Origin of the sequence: Chitinophaga sp. W2I13, assembly GCF_050434005.1 — a bacterium.
In the GTDB taxonomy this organism is placed as follows: Bacteria; Bacteroidota; Bacteroidia; order Chitinophagales; family Chitinophagaceae; genus Chitinophaga.
Genome location: NZ_JBNPWD010000001.1, coordinates 2,136,955 through 2,149,702, shown reverse-complemented (window position 1 = coordinate 2,149,702; position 12,748 = coordinate 2,136,955). Strand labels below are relative to the sequence as shown.

Genomic DNA, 12,748 nt, shown 5'->3' with positions numbered 1-12,748 from the left:
ATTAGTTTTGTGAATTTGTGAACAGCACCATCGGCATATTGATGGTGCGGCTGCCCAGCATCACCGGGTCCGGGGTTTCCAGGATGATATGGTGTGCCGACTGGCTCGCGATGGAAAAATAGGTAATGAGTTCAGTGAGCCCTTTTTCGGCGCCATAAATTTCTACCAGTTCTTTCAGGCTTACCTGCTTTTTATTTTGCAGTTGTGCGGAAATGCGGTCTTCCAGCAGGGCGCGGTCTATATTAAAATGGTTAAATAATGCGTTCAGGTCGTTGTCGTCAAATTCGGTACCACCCATTCCTTCGGGGAATTCCACTTCAACGTTGGGTTTCTTCTCTTCCGCCATATCCCAGCGGTCGAGGAGGTCTATTTCTGGATCGCTTTCTATCTCTATAAAAAATTCTTCCCCTGGTGGGTTCTCGAGCGATTGGAACGCCAGCTGCCGGATATCGTTGATAAGCTCCATTGCTTTGCGGTGATCCGTAAGATTATTTTCGCTGAGCACGCGGCTGAGTTTATCGCTCAGTTTTTTATTGGCATCAATTACCTTTTTGCCGGAGGCATGAAGGAATTGTTTGAGTTTTTTTAAGAAGCGGTCATTTTTATATTCGATGTTCCGGTCTTCCAGGAGGAGATAAAGTTTTTCGATCAGCTCCCGCATTTCCTCCTGTTTGTTTTCATCCATGAGGAACTGCCAGAAGGAGTAGAAGCTTTTCCCCTGGTCTTTCTGGCGGAGCGCTTCGAAGGAGTCGAGGGTATACGCCAGCAGGGCGCCTTTCGCGATATCTTTTTCGCTTTGTTTGCGATAAATTTCCTGGGTGATCTGTTCAAAGTTTTGTTCCACTTCTTTGAAATCACTCAGGAGTTCCCGCGACATGCGGTTGACGTCGTAAAATCTTTCCTTTATCTGGGTATCATCAAACACCTGAACTTTACCGGTGATGGTGATCGCCTTTATTTCCTGTTCTATTTCATATTTCTTTCTCTCCAGTTCCTGGATCCTTTGTTCCGGGTCTTTATTGCTCTGGTCAATCAGTTCTTTGAGTTTGGAGAAGATATCTTTGAAGCGGCTTTCCGTGCCAACAAATTCTCTTTTCTGGAGAGTAGATACCCAGTGCATCACTTTTTCCATGTCGCTGCTCAGCTCATGGATATCCAGTCCGTCGTCATCGGGATATTTGCGGAGGAAGCCTTTATTGCTCCATTGATCGATATATTTCCTGGCCTTCACATCGTCGTGTTCCAGCAGGCTGGTAGCGTCTATTTCATCATCTGCGGCCCGGTAGCCGGTTACGCCGAGGTAGTCGGACAAGCGGGTTACCAGTTCCACATTGGAAATGGTAGTATGATTTTTTTCCTTGAATGTGTAATGAAAAAATGACAACATCATTGGCGCGCTACGTGCCCGTAGTATCTTGAGGGTAACTGACTGGGCATATAGATTACATAATTGGTCATACGTCATAGGTGTAAAAATAAGGAATTACGTATTACAAAGTAAATACGTTTCGCTATGGGCTTACATTACGTACAAACCTTCCTGTCGCGGCAATACCGGGGCAGGTACCGGTTCATCTCCCAGCAGCTGGATAACGTTGATTTCAATGGTCCGGGCGATGCTGTCGAGCGGAATAGCGAGTGGCTGAAAATCAAACGGGTCCATGAGGGTGATGCCGTTCAGGTGGGTTACATGGAATACGAAGCCGAACATCCATCCGAAAGGAATGGCCCATGCGCCGATGGATTCCGTCATCATCAGTGTATTCATGATAACGTAAAACCAAATAAACATCTGCGTAAAATATACATAACTGGGAGGGAATACGGTGTTCCTGATCCGTTCCGACTGGCCCATGCAGTCGCAGTGTTTTACCAGGATCTGGTTCAGTTCTATAAAAGTGAAGCCATCGATGCTGCCGGAGGCCCGGAGTTGCTGGAGGTCGCGGGTCTGCAAGTTCAGGATGGCATTGGGGATATTACTTTGTTTTTGTACTTCTTCAATTTCTTCTGTGGTAAGGTAGCGGGTGTAGTAGTCGTCGGGCCGTTTGCGGAGAACGGTTTTGAGCGCATAAATAAAGGCGAGGTGCCGGTAAATCATGTGACGGATGAGGGCTTTGGTTTCGGGCGTAGCGTCCGGGGAGGGATAGTTGAGCATGGACCGGCTCCAGGTGCGGGAGTCGTTTACCAGTGCGCCCCATATTTTACGGGCTTCCCACCAGCGGTCGTAAGCCTGGTTGTTATTGAAGCCGATAAAGAAGGCGATGGCGGTACCCAGTACGGTAGATACGGCTATAGGGATGTTAATATGTGCTGCCAGCCAGCGTGAGTCGAGAAAATATACCAGGGTACAACATCCCAGCAGCATAAGGTCTACCTTCCAGGTAAAGGAAAAGATCTGGCCGAGTGATAGTCTGTGTTTCAGCAGCATATGTCAATATTTATTCTTTTATGGCTTCGCTGTAAATTATGTCATCCGGGTTTATCCTGGCACGTTTTTATCTTTTTTTTTAAAGACGGGCGCCCCTGGTTGCTATAACTTTATAACAATAACGGGTACACGCTTTGAATGTTTGGCGCCGGACTTAAATACCCCTGTTTTCATCTCCCGGAAAAATATTTTCCTCTCAAAGTTATTAGGAACCAGTTATTTAGAATTTATAATACTAATAGTCTATAGGAATAGTAGGGTAATTAAAATATTCTCCCTATCTTTGTTTTACGAAAGCAAAAGATATTCACCAAACCTATAACAGCGGCCATTTTATCAGCCATTATAAAAGCCTTTAATATGTCATCATTGTATAGATACGCCGATTACTTACCGCAGCCCACACCGGAAAACTTCCCCAGCCCTGTGAGGAACAGGGAAAAAATTAACCCGTTAAAATCAGGCAGCTTTTTTCCTGAATTTTTTATTGAAGAAGCGCGTGTGATCAATGCTGGTCCGCTGCTGAATAATGCCCATTCCGGCGCATCATTGCACAGTCTTACTTTGCAGCCGCTGGTAGTGGTGTTTTATTCCTGGCATTGGAACAATTACGCTGATCAGCTGATGGAACGATTGAAAGAAAGCCATGCGGCCATAGTGGCTGCCGGCGCCCGTTTGCTGGTATTGTCCAGCGAGGATAAGAAGCAGTTTACATCGGTTTATCCGGAGGTGTTGCCATTTGATGTAGTGCACGACGCACAGTTCCGCATAGCCAGGAAAGCAGGCATTTACAGGGAATCAGACCCGATCTGGGGCTTTGTTTCCGGTGTTAATGCAGACGTACCTGTGCCGGCGGCATATCTTATTGCGCCTTCACTGGAAATCAGTTACGATTTTGTTGACCTGTATTTGCAGGAAGAATTTTCGCCGGAAGCCGTGGTGGCTGCCATTGGCAAAAAGCTGGCTATCAGCGCCTGATTAGCAGGCTGGTTCCAATGCCGTGCATTTACGTATGTGCATCAAGGCATACCGGTAAATGCTCCATTGTAAGCTGTTACATTCCAATGGTGACAAACTTTCTATTTTTTCCTGGAGGGAGGTGAAGATTTCTTTATATAAAGCAGCATGTTCCTTTTTTATGGTTTCCAGTAACTGGTCAGCCTGCTGGTAATCTGTTATGGCGCCTAATTGTGCTATGGTCTCTAAAGCATGTTCGTCTGCAGTCATTGTATTAATTTTTGTATTACTTAGTCCTATCTTCTGATCCACATTTTTAGCATTAAATCCGTAGAAGCATCCACCATCTGATAACAGGGAGGTACTTCATCTTCAAGACTGTGGTATGTTACGAGTCTTGTACCGCTTGCACTGCTTTCCAGTTTTTTAAATAAAAAGCGGCTGTAATAATTATATAAACTTGTTGAATATTCTACGTTGTTATCTATCTGATCCTGATCTACCAGGTTTTCAAAGAAAGAATTATAGAAGTAAAAACCGTCATACGCAGAAAAATCCTCCTGCGTAAAATTGCCGTGAATAAAGCTCACATTCCTGATTTGCGTGGCAGCCTTTGCTTCAAGTGCGTGCTGATAAAGCTCTTCCCGTTGCTCAATGCCGTAAAAATTGGTTCCCGGGTAAAAGCGGGCGCCTACCAGGCAAAATTTTCCGACACCGCTGCCGATGTCCAGAATTTTTTTCCCTGGTTCATTTGCGAGGAAACGGGCCGCTGCTTTAGCGATACTGAGTGGCGTCCAGTGCCTTCTTGATAGTTGCTGTATTTTTTCAGGATACAACCAGTCAAACCCGGCATCATTTACGTAGCAATTAGGCTTTAATAAAGTAGAAGTCTGCATGAAGCCGCAAAGTTACGCTTTTACCGGCATTTTTGGAGGATTTAACCCTTATATATATGCAAAACGGGGCATATAAACCGGTACAGTGGCCAGTAATACCTTTTTTTTTAAATGTCGCTATTACAATTTACCTGCTAAGCGGATTTTGTCTTGGCTCAGGATTACGCTGATTTTACTGATTACCTGGATTTTTACTTTGATTTATAAAGGATTAAGGGAGATAGAAGCGGATATTCGCTCTTATCTCCCTTAGTTATTATATTATAATCTAAAAATCCAAAAGTAAAAATCCAGGTAATCAGTAAAATCAGCGTAATCCTGAGCCAAGACAAAATCCGCGTTAAACGAAAGTCCGCGTCCCTGAAGAAGTATAGGCCAGCCTGAATTCCTTGGGTGTACAATCTTTTTTCTTTTTAAAGATGCGGTTGAAGTTGGAGATATTATTAAAACCGCACTTATAGGCGATTTCATTTACCGTGTGTGTGGTTTCTATTAATAGCCGGGAAGCGTGTCCCAGCCTGATTTCTATGAGGGTATCCACAAAGGTTTTACCGATTTTGGCCTTGAAAAAGCGGCTGAAGGCCACCTCCGTCATGGCAGCGAGCCTGGCGGCTTCCCCCAGTGAAATATTTTTATCGTAATTGGCATTCAGGTAAGTCATGATCTTTTCCACGCGGCGGCTATTGTAGGAGAAGGTTTCCGTGTTGCCGAAAGTGGAATCAGACAGGATGCGCATATTCCGGCTGATAGACAGGTCGTGCAAAATAGACATCAGTTCCAGGACGGAATCGAAGCCTTGCTGTTGCGGCAACCGGATCAGGCGGTGCATGATCTGCTGGGTGGTTTCGGCAGAAAAGAGGATTCCCCGCAGAGAACGTTCAAACATGTTTTTGATGAAATTCATCTGGTTGCGCTGCAGGAATTTATCATCAAACAGATCGCGGTGGAACTGGATGGTGATTTCCTTAACGCTGCCGCCTTCATGGTTATTGGCAAACCAGCCATGTTGCAGGTTGGGCCCTACCAGTACCAGCTCAAGGTCGCTTATCTCTTCAATATGATCCCCGATGATCCGTTTGGCCCCACTGGCATACTGGATAAAGTTTAATTCAAATTCGTCGTGGTAATGCAACGGGAAATCGAACACTTTTTTCTCACGGGCAAACAACGTAAAGCAATCACTTTGCGTAAGAGGAGTGATTTCCCTTAATAATTTACTCTTCATAATGAGCGCAGTTTTTATAACACACCGGAATCCTGACGTGGAATGTAAGTACTGGTTGTTGATTTTTATGACCTGGTTGCTAAAAAAGCATTATAAAAATAAGGTTATCGGGCGTAAAATACAATTTTTACTTTTTTCCTTATAGTATTAACTGCCGGGCGATTTGAGTATATAGGTGTTATTATTACACTTATTTTATCATGAATTTGATTATCAAAGTATAATTAAAAGATAAAAAAGTATTAAGCAGATGTGTGAATAAAAGGCATTTTTGTATAGAAACATTTCCAGGGAGAAGAATAATATTATTTCCAGGTGTTTATGGCCGGCGTGGCGTTGTAAGGGGGAGGACGAATATTACCGGAAGGAGCTGGCTGTTGAAATCAACGATCCGGATGCGCGGATAGTTGATTTTACAATGGTTCCGGAAGGGAACATAGCCGGCCGTAACACCTGGATTTTTATTGCTTACTGTATTAATACGGATCTTTTTACAGATGGACTGTTGCATTTTTCCGTTCCACTTTCACGTTTTATTACTCAGTTTTACCAATGGTGTTGCTTTCCGGCAGGGGCTTGTCCCCCTGCGGCAGGCGACCAAGCTCCATTCTTAGTAAACGGTTATAACGGGTACGGGCATACGGAGTCCTTAAGACTTTGGGGCAAGTTTTCTTTCAAGTGCATTTCCATCTATTAAACCCCAGTGCTCCGCGATCCGGTTATCCTGCAATCGAAAGCAACGATAGCCAGGAATGCTTACTGTTAAGCCGGTAGGACTTATTCCCCGCCATAGTCCAATGTGTTTCATGCGCATGGTTACTTTTATGATACACTTCCCGGGTTCGGCTACCTGTTCTTCTATAATGGTTTTGGGGTGGAAGGATTCATGCGTTAATGCAATCCATTGTTTCAGGCCGGTAGCATTGCCGGGCAGCGCAGGCGGCAATGAATGATCCACATAATCGGGATGCAGGAATTGCTCCAAACGGCTGGTATCGCCGAGGTTCCAGATAGTGGCAATGTAGTGTCCGATGAAATCTTTCTGTTCTTGTATAGTCATGACCGTTAGTTTTATACCGTAAAGGTAGAAGGCCTGCTATAAAGCAATTGTGTCAAACGTCACATAATGGGTTCAGGGCAGGCGGCGGCGGATGCGGCTGAGGGTTTCCCGCGAGATGCCGAGATAAGAGCTGAGTTGTGTAAGAGATACACGTTGCAGGAGTTCGGGTTGCGTAGTTAGTATGGACTGGTATCGTTCTTCGGGATTGTGTCTTTTAAGCCATTGGTTATGTTTTTCCTGTTCAATGAACAGGTGTTCCAGCCACTGGCGGCCAAAGGCGGTGATTTCGGATGATTGCTGATAGAGTGAAAACAGATTGTCCTTATGCCATTTCCATATGGTGCCGGCTTCAATAGCTTGTATATTGTAATCGGCTGGAACGTTGTTTCGCAGGCTGTTCAGGTTAGTGAGGAATGTATTTTCAAAGTAGAAGCCGGTATTGATCTCTTTTTCATTGTGATGTTGAAAGGCTCTGCAGGCACCGGTTTCAATGAGCCATATGTGTTGGCAGCGTTGTCCTTCACGCAGTAAATAGTCACCCTTTTTTACTATTTGTGAAGTAGTATGTGTTGCAAATAGTTCCCTTGCTTCATCGCTGAGGGGAGCAATGTGCGAAAGGCTTTGGAGGAAATGTTCCGGACTGGCTTTCATGACAGGAAGGTCATTTATTTTTTTAAAAATACTCACATGTAGGTATTTGTTTCCCTTTAGCTTTAACATATCTTTGTGAAAATAATCTGATTTCACATTATTCTATATAAAGTCATCCACCTGATTTAGTCAATCACCGTATTTTCTATCCCCAAAAAAGGGTCTCTTCTTTGTGAGGGACCCTTTCTTATTTTCACTACATTTGTTGCCGAAAGAGCACTGAAGTAAGTAGTCAACCAACATCACAGAGGATTCCTATACACGATTTTATATCAGGTACATGATTGAGCACGCTGCATTTAATAATGACGGATCAGGGCTGGAAGAGAAGCTGAACGCTTTAAGGGCCATTGATCAGGAGCTTCCGGTAGTGGTAATTGTAATGAATGTGGTAAAGAGCTACGTGGAGTATATGTCGCCACGGGGCTGCCGGGAACTCGATATTACGCTGGAGGCTTTACGGGAAATGGGCGCCGGGTATTACGACACCTTCTTTAACCCACACGATGTAGCGGATTACCTGCCAAAGATCATCAACATGCTGGACGCACCGGCGGAAGCCAATATAACGGTCACCTTTTTCCAGCAGGTACGAACCACTGCATCGCGGGACTGGACCTGGCATCTGGGCTCTACGCGGGTATTTATGCGGGATGCCGGAGGGCTTCCCACACACGTTATTACCTGCGCCATTCCCATTGATCCGCTGCATCACGTTACCAGCAAGGTAAACCGCCTGCTGGAAGAAAATAACTTCCTGCGCCGTAACCAGCATATTTTTGCTTCCCTTACCAAAAGGGAAAAGGAAATCCTGCGGCTGCTGGCCCTCGGACTCAGCGCCAGTGAAATTGCCGAAAAGGCGGGGATCTCCGAAAAGACCGCCGTTACACACCGGCGAAATATCAAAGCGAAGATCGGGGCACAGTCGAGCTACGACCTGACCAGTTTTGCCCAGGCATTTGATCTTATATAGTTATTAAACCGTATATCAACAACTGGCTGGAAGGGCCATCCCTGCGGGATCCATTGGCTTCCTTCAAAAATAACCCTCAATTTTTCGGCATGTAAACAGAAATGTGTATTTTCATTCTGTATACCATATTTTTGTGCCTGTCTGTTGTGCCTTGCAACGGACCTGTTAACCAGATTAATTATGTCTTTTAAAGCTGTTCTCAACATCGACGGGGAAGAAATGAACATCCTGGAATGCAGGTTTTCATTTACCCAAAATACAGATCATAACGGGAAACCTGCCGCCCGCCCCAAAGGAGGCACTATTAACCTGCTGATCGAGTCTGCCGGTGAAACCAGTTTGTTTGACTGGATGATTTCCAACACCCAGACGAAAAACGGCAGTATCACCTTTTTCCGGCGGGATTCCATGTCGAGGCTCAAAGAGCTGAAGTTTACAGACGCCTATTGCGTAGAATACGAAGAGACGTTTAATTCCGCCAATGAGCAACCCCTGCAAATACAGCTGACCTTGTCATCGAGGGAGGTGAAATTAAATAACTCCACTTACCAGAATCCCTGGCCTGCATAGCGCTAGCCGTTGTACATCTTTTTAAAAAAGAACAACCCGCACGAACACCTGTTACATGCGGGTTGTAGCTGTATATCTAAAAAGATATGCCTGTTGATAAGTATAGCAACTGAATAATGATTATTTTAACTGTATGCTGGTACTTAATTTTAACCCCTTTCCGACGCTCGTTTCCGAACGATTTATTTTGAGGGCTCCTGCCTTGAGTGATGATGAAGCCATTGCCGCTCTCAGGTCGGACCCGCGTGTGAACCAGTTCCTGAACCGGGCTGCCACCACTACGGTAGCAGAGGCGCGGCAGTTTATTGAAAAGCTACAGGCAGGCATCGCTGCCAACAAATCGCTGTACTGGATAATTACCGGCAAAGAAAGTAACCAACTCGTTGGCACTATCTGTTGCTGGAACATAGTACCTGAATCCGGCCGGGCTGAAATTGGCTACGAGCTTCGCTCTGCCTTCTTTGGAAAAGGCATTATGCAGGAAGTGATACCGGTGGTCATAAAGTTGGGATTTGAGCAATTGCATCTTCAAAAAATTGCAGCTCTCCCCGCTGACAAAAATGAAAAATCCATTAAGCTCCTCGAACGTCATCACTTTGAAATCGATCACGCATTGAGAGAAGAACTGGAAAAGGAAGATGATCTGACGGGGCTGTTGTGTTACTCCCTCGCCAGGCCCGCATAATATGGGCCTGCCGGGAAGCGCATAATTTTTTACCTTCAGGGTAAAAGAAAATTGATCATGCCAGCGAGAAAGGGAATAAGGGTATATGGTCCTGGTTCATTTACTGCCAGGTTTATGCAACCTAAGAAGGAGCTTGATAACATCTTAAGACCCGATTTTGATAAGTTTTTTATAGTGAAAGTGGAAGAGATGTACCGGCTGGTAACGCAGTCAGTACCGGCTTCCAGGTCTACCAACCATAGCTGCCTGTTTATTACCAGTGGAGAAGCAAGTATAAAAATTGGCAGTGAATTGTATACCATCCACAAAAATGAAATGTTGTTTGTACCGGCGGGACAGGTTTTTTCCTTTAAAAGCGGGGAGGTGAACAAGGGATATCTGTGTAATTTCCATACTGATATCCTTACCGGCAAATACAATACACAAGAGCCGCTGAGAGCATTTGATTTTTTAAGGGTATGGGGCAATCCAAGGATCAGTCTCGACAGGCAAACCGCGGGGTTTGTGGTACATCTTTTCAAACGCCTGTTATTTGATTACAGCCGGAACGGGCTGCAGCACCTGGAAATTATCCAGCCATACCTGATCACATTACTATGCGAAGTAAAGCTGCTTTACAAGCCGCTGACGGGCAGTCATCAAACGGCAGCCGTCAATACCACCAATCGTTTTAAGGAGCTGGTATTTACCAATGTCCGGTCGCGGCACCTGGTAACGGATTATGCATCCCTGCTGAATATTTCCCCCAATCATTTAAACAAATCAGTGAAAGCGGTTACCGGTAAATCACCTGCGCGGTGGATCGACGAGGCCATCGTGCTGGAAGCAAAAGTATTGTTAAGTCAAAGTGATCTCACCATCAGCGAAGTAGCGGGGGAAGTGGGTTTCGGGGATCAGTCGTACTTCACCCGGCTCTTTAAAAAGTATGAAGGTATTACCCCTACTGATTTCCGCAGGAAGATTGAATTGTCCTAAAACAACCCTTATTTGTCCTAACAGCCCGTTGCTTTTAGTCAGAGCTTTGCGGGCATGTATTTCTTTTTGTTATTCATACATTCATTATTCCGCTGGGCAGTAGTACTAAGCCTTTTATACGCTGTATACCGTGGCATACGCGGATGGAGCCGCAAAGAAGTATTTACCCGGCAGGATGATCTGGTAAGACATGGTACCGCCACCATTGCACATATCCAGCTGGCGATTGGTTATATCCTGTACTTTAACAGCCCGGTGGTGGCTTATTTCAGGTCTCATTATCATGAGGCTATCCGGCAATTTGATTTCCTGTTTTTCGGGTTAATACATATTGTGCTGATGACCATCGCCATTGTTTTTATAACTATTGGTTCATCGGTAGCCAAACGGCAAAATACCGATGCAGGCAGGTTCCGTACAATGACCATTTGGTTTTCCCTCGCACTTATTATTATTTTCATTGCAATACCGTGGCCGTTCTCACCGCTGGCGAACCGGCCATATATAAGACCATTTTAACTATGCTGAAGTTCTTTAATACAAAAATAGGAAGATTGCGGCTGATCGCCTTTTTAGAAGGGATTTCCCTGCTGATACTGATTGGAGTGGCAGTACCGCTGAAGTATGTATATCATGATGCTTCCCTGGTAAAGGCAATAGGCCCCGTGCACGGAATATTATTCCTGTTCTTTATCCTGAATACCCTGAGCGTAGGAATTGCCTATAAGTGGAAATTCAGTACAACTACCTGGAAAGTTTTACTGGCGTGTATTATTCCTTTCGGAACGTTTTATGTGGACCGGGTTATTTTGTCGCGGATGATGGCGTGAGAACTATGAGGGATGAAGCTAGCCGGGCTTGATTGCCGAAGTTAGTTCGTAGCTGCAAGACAACAGGTTTGTTTCGACGAAAAACTTTTTGGGATAAAAGCCTTAAAGCGCTGGCAACTTAAGCTACCAGCGCTTTAAAGCTTGTTCAGAAGATTTTGCACTGAATAGTTGTAGTAAACAGATTAAAAATCAATTGTCTGAGCTGGATTCCATATATTATTAATACTAACACTGAATCCACTATTGACATTAGTTACCGGTGGTATTGCGGGATATAAACTACCAGTCAGTATTGTTTTTGTATTTTTAGTAAGTGTAATAGGGCCAATTGTTTTAGTTAACATCGTATTTGTTACTTTGTCTGGATAATTGATATCTATCCTGATTTCTTCACTTGTATTCATAATCAGTTCGCTAAATAATTGCTGAGTTCTTTGGGGAATTTTCAGTTGCATAGGAATCCCTGTATATGCCCAGGCCGAAAAAATCTCAAAATAGGTGTTTTCAGATCTTACGTTGACGGTTATATTTGAATCAGCTCTGATAGCAGGAGCATCTGTAATATTTACTTCCAAAGAAGCCATGATGCGTTCCAGAGATAAACTGAAGTTGTTTGCGGTAGTGTCGGGTCCAACTGTAATTTGCATCTTTTTGTAAAAGATATCCGGGAACGCAGCTAATATAGTATTGTTGTTATAATCTGCATTAAGATTTATACCAGCGTTACGTAATTCATCACTTATTATCAGAGAATCACTGGAAGCAATCAGGGCTATTGTACATTCTCCACTTGGTAATGAATCTGAAATAACGCCAAAATCCGCATCGGTGGATCTTTGATGTATATAACTAATTCTGTCTCCATTATTTTTAAAGGCAAAAAAGTAAATATCAGAAACCGCTGTATTAAGCGTTGAATCTTTTGCAAAAATTGACGAAGGAGCCATTCTGCCGGAAGCGCTGGGTAGCTGCTGCACTTTTTTTATAAACTCAGCAACGCTTACTTTGAATGGAATTTGTACCTGACGGGTGTCTGGTCTTTCATTGGTGTTGTTTTTGCTACAGGCATAAAACAGTACACTTAGCGATAACGCTATTAGCCATTTTTTTTTCATAGATAAAATGTGTTTGAGAATTTAAATATAAGGGTTGAAAATTTTGACAAATAATAGATTGTATGGATTATGGGTTCACAACTCTCGTTAAAACAATGACTAATTATACTTTTTCTTCAAATAAAGGAATATCTTATTGTGGAAGTCTAAAGATACTTTCCATTTTAGAAAAAATGGAATATCCCACACGAAATTACAGCGCTATTTTTAAGTAGATAAGCAAAACAAAAAAGCCCTGATAACTTGCGTTACCAGAGCTTTAAAGCTTGCGGAGAAGAAGGGATTCGAACCCTTGATAGGCTTTCACCTATACACACTTTCCAGGCGTGCCAGTTCAACCACTCCTGCACTTCTCCGTGATTATCTTTGCCTGAATACAAAGG

At 44.0% G+C, this 12,748-nt stretch carries 15 protein-coding genes and 1 tRNA gene; 7 read left to right on the top strand and 9 right to left on the bottom strand.

What is annotated here, in order from left to right; all coding sequences use genetic code 11:
* Position 1: 1 nt before the first annotated feature.
* Positions 2–1,465, bottom strand: coding sequence for a DUF3375 domain-containing protein (locus tag QFZ48_RS08685; protein ID WP_429043976.1), 1,464 nt, complete (start codon positions 1,463–1,465; stop codon positions 2–4).
* Between the two features lie 54 nt (positions 1,466–1,519).
* Positions 1,520–2,428, bottom strand: a complete 909-nt coding sequence (locus tag QFZ48_RS08680) for a bestrophin family protein (RefSeq protein ID WP_429061971.1) — start codon at positions 2,426–2,428, stop codon at positions 1,520–1,522.
* A gap of 360 nt (positions 2,429–2,788) precedes the next feature.
* Here QFZ48_RS08680 and QFZ48_RS08675 point away from each other — a divergent pair, with 360 nt between their 5' ends.
* Positions 2,789–3,406 (top strand): redoxin domain-containing protein, encoded by a 618-nt coding sequence (locus QFZ48_RS08675; RefSeq protein ID WP_370911209.1) that lies wholly within the window; start codon positions 2,789–2,791, stop codon positions 3,404–3,406.
* Here the strand turns inward: QFZ48_RS08675 and QFZ48_RS08670 are convergent, their stop codons facing one another.
* The 5 genes from QFZ48_RS08670 to QFZ48_RS08650 form a co-directional block, all read right to left on the bottom strand.
* Positions 3,407–3,655: a hypothetical protein gene (locus QFZ48_RS08670; protein WP_429043982.1), complete on the bottom strand. Its 249-nt coding sequence runs from the start codon at positions 3,653–3,655 to the stop codon at positions 3,407–3,409.
* A gap of 26 nt (positions 3,656–3,681) precedes the next feature.
* A complete protein-coding gene (locus QFZ48_RS08665) occupies positions 3,682–4,281 on the bottom strand; it encodes a class I SAM-dependent methyltransferase (RefSeq protein ID WP_370911207.1) in 600 nt (199 codons plus the stop codon).
* Between the two features lie 340 nt (positions 4,282–4,621).
* Positions 4,622–5,506, bottom strand: coding sequence for an AraC family transcriptional regulator (locus tag QFZ48_RS08660; protein WP_429043984.1), 885 nt, complete (start codon positions 5,504–5,506; stop codon positions 4,622–4,624).
* A 649-nt stretch (positions 5,507–6,155) separates the two neighbouring features.
* A complete protein-coding gene (locus tag QFZ48_RS08655) occupies positions 6,156–6,566 on the bottom strand; it encodes an ester cyclase (protein ID WP_429061970.1) in 411 nt (136 codons plus the stop codon).
* Between the two features lie 72 nt (positions 6,567–6,638).
* Positions 6,639–7,217 carry a Crp/Fnr family transcriptional regulator gene (locus QFZ48_RS08650; RefSeq protein ID WP_429043989.1) on the bottom strand — a complete coding sequence of 193 codons (579 nt, stop codon included), beginning with the start codon at positions 7,215–7,217 and terminating at the stop codon, positions 6,639–6,641.
* 280 nt (positions 7,218–7,497) lie between these two features.
* On the opposite strand from QFZ48_RS08650, the gene QFZ48_RS08645 reads away from it, so the two are divergent.
* The 6 genes from QFZ48_RS08645 to QFZ48_RS08620 all read left to right on the top strand — a co-directional run bounded on the left by QFZ48_RS08645 (position 7,498) and on the right by QFZ48_RS08620 (position 11,250).
* Positions 7,498–8,190 (top strand): response regulator transcription factor, encoded by a 693-nt coding sequence (locus QFZ48_RS08645; RefSeq protein WP_370911203.1) that lies wholly within the window; start codon positions 7,498–7,500, stop codon positions 8,188–8,190.
* Between the two features lie 180 nt (positions 8,191–8,370).
* Positions 8,371–8,760 (top strand): type VI secretion system tube protein TssD, encoded by a 390-nt coding sequence (tssD, locus tag QFZ48_RS08640; RefSeq protein ID WP_079469761.1) that lies wholly within the window; start codon positions 8,371–8,373, stop codon positions 8,758–8,760.
* A gap of 133 nt (positions 8,761–8,893) precedes the next feature.
* Complete coding sequence (locus QFZ48_RS08635) at positions 8,894–9,445, top strand: GNAT family N-acetyltransferase (RefSeq protein ID WP_429061969.1); 552 nt, start codon at positions 8,894–8,896, stop codon at positions 9,443–9,445.
* Positions 9,446–9,502: 57 nt separating this feature from the next.
* Entirely contained in the window at positions 9,503–10,420 is a 918-nt protein-coding gene (locus QFZ48_RS08630; protein WP_429061967.1) for a helix-turn-helix domain-containing protein, read from the top strand.
* Between the two features lie 54 nt (positions 10,421–10,474).
* Positions 10,475–10,939: a hypothetical protein gene (locus QFZ48_RS08625; protein ID WP_429061965.1), complete on the top strand. Its 465-nt coding sequence runs from the start codon at positions 10,475–10,477 to the stop codon at positions 10,937–10,939.
* Positions 10,940–10,941: 2 nt separating this feature from the next.
* Positions 10,942–11,250 carry a DUF3817 domain-containing protein gene (locus QFZ48_RS08620; RefSeq protein ID WP_370911199.1) on the top strand — a complete coding sequence of 103 codons (309 nt, stop codon included), beginning with the start codon at positions 10,942–10,944 and terminating at the stop codon, positions 11,248–11,250.
* Between the two features lie 182 nt (positions 11,251–11,432).
* Here the strand turns inward: QFZ48_RS08620 and QFZ48_RS08615 are convergent, their stop codons facing one another.
* The gene (locus tag QFZ48_RS08615; RefSeq protein ID WP_429061963.1) at positions 11,433–12,365 is read right to left on the bottom strand and encodes a FimB/Mfa2 family fimbrial subunit; all 933 of its coding nucleotides are present in this window, start codon (positions 12,363–12,365) and stop codon (positions 11,433–11,435) included.
* A gap of 269 nt (positions 12,366–12,634) precedes the next feature.
* A tRNA-Ser gene (locus QFZ48_RS08610) sits at positions 12,635–12,721 on the bottom strand.
* Between the last annotated feature and the right edge of the window lie 27 nt (positions 12,722–12,748).

Bases quoted from the DNA above. Each gene is read 5' to 3' on its own strand.
- QFZ48_RS08635 (WP_429061969.1), top strand. From the start codon at position 8,894: ATGCTGGTACTTAATTTTAACCCCTTTCCGACGCTCGTTTCCGAACGA.
- QFZ48_RS08630 (WP_429061967.1), top strand. From the start codon at position 9,503: ATGCCAGCGAGAAAGGGAATAAGGGTATATGGTCCTGGTTCATTTACT.
- QFZ48_RS08685 (WP_429043976.1), bottom strand. From the start codon at position 1,465: ATGACGTATGACCAATTATGTAATCTATATGCCCAGTCAGTTACCCTC.
- QFZ48_RS08660 (WP_429043984.1), bottom strand. From the start codon at position 5,506: ATGAAGAGTAAATTATTAAGGGAAATCACTCCTCTTACGCAAAGTGAT.
- QFZ48_RS08625 (WP_429061965.1), top strand. From the start codon at position 10,475: ATGTATTTCTTTTTGTTATTCATACATTCATTATTCCGCTGGGCAGTA.
- QFZ48_RS08615 (WP_429061963.1), bottom strand. From the start codon at position 12,365: ATGAAAAAAAAATGGCTAATAGCGTTATCGCTAAGTGTACTGTTTTAT.
- QFZ48_RS08675 (WP_370911209.1), top strand. From the start codon at position 2,789: ATGTCATCATTGTATAGATACGCCGATTACTTACCGCAGCCCACACCG.
- QFZ48_RS08680 (WP_429061971.1), bottom strand. From the start codon at position 2,428: ATGCTGCTGAAACACAGACTATCACTCGGCCAGATCTTTTCCTTTACC.
- QFZ48_RS08670 (WP_429043982.1), bottom strand. From the start codon at position 3,655: ATGACTGCAGACGAACATGCTTTAGAGACCATAGCACAATTAGGCGCC.
- tssD (WP_079469761.1), top strand. From the start codon at position 8,371: ATGTCTTTTAAAGCTGTTCTCAACATCGACGGGGAAGAAATGAACATC.
- QFZ48_RS08645 (WP_370911203.1), top strand. From the start codon at position 7,498: ATGATTGAGCACGCTGCATTTAATAATGACGGATCAGGGCTGGAAGAG.
- QFZ48_RS08620 (WP_370911199.1), top strand. From the start codon at position 10,942: ATGCTGAAGTTCTTTAATACAAAAATAGGAAGATTGCGGCTGATCGCC.
- QFZ48_RS08650 (WP_429043989.1), bottom strand. From the start codon at position 7,217: ATGAAAGCCAGTCCGGAACATTTCCTCCAAAGCCTTTCGCACATTGCT.
- QFZ48_RS08655 (WP_429061970.1), bottom strand. From the start codon at position 6,566: ATGACTATACAAGAACAGAAAGATTTCATCGGACACTACATTGCCACT.
- QFZ48_RS08665 (WP_370911207.1), bottom strand. From the start codon at position 4,281: ATGCAGACTTCTACTTTATTAAAGCCTAATTGCTACGTAAATGATGCC.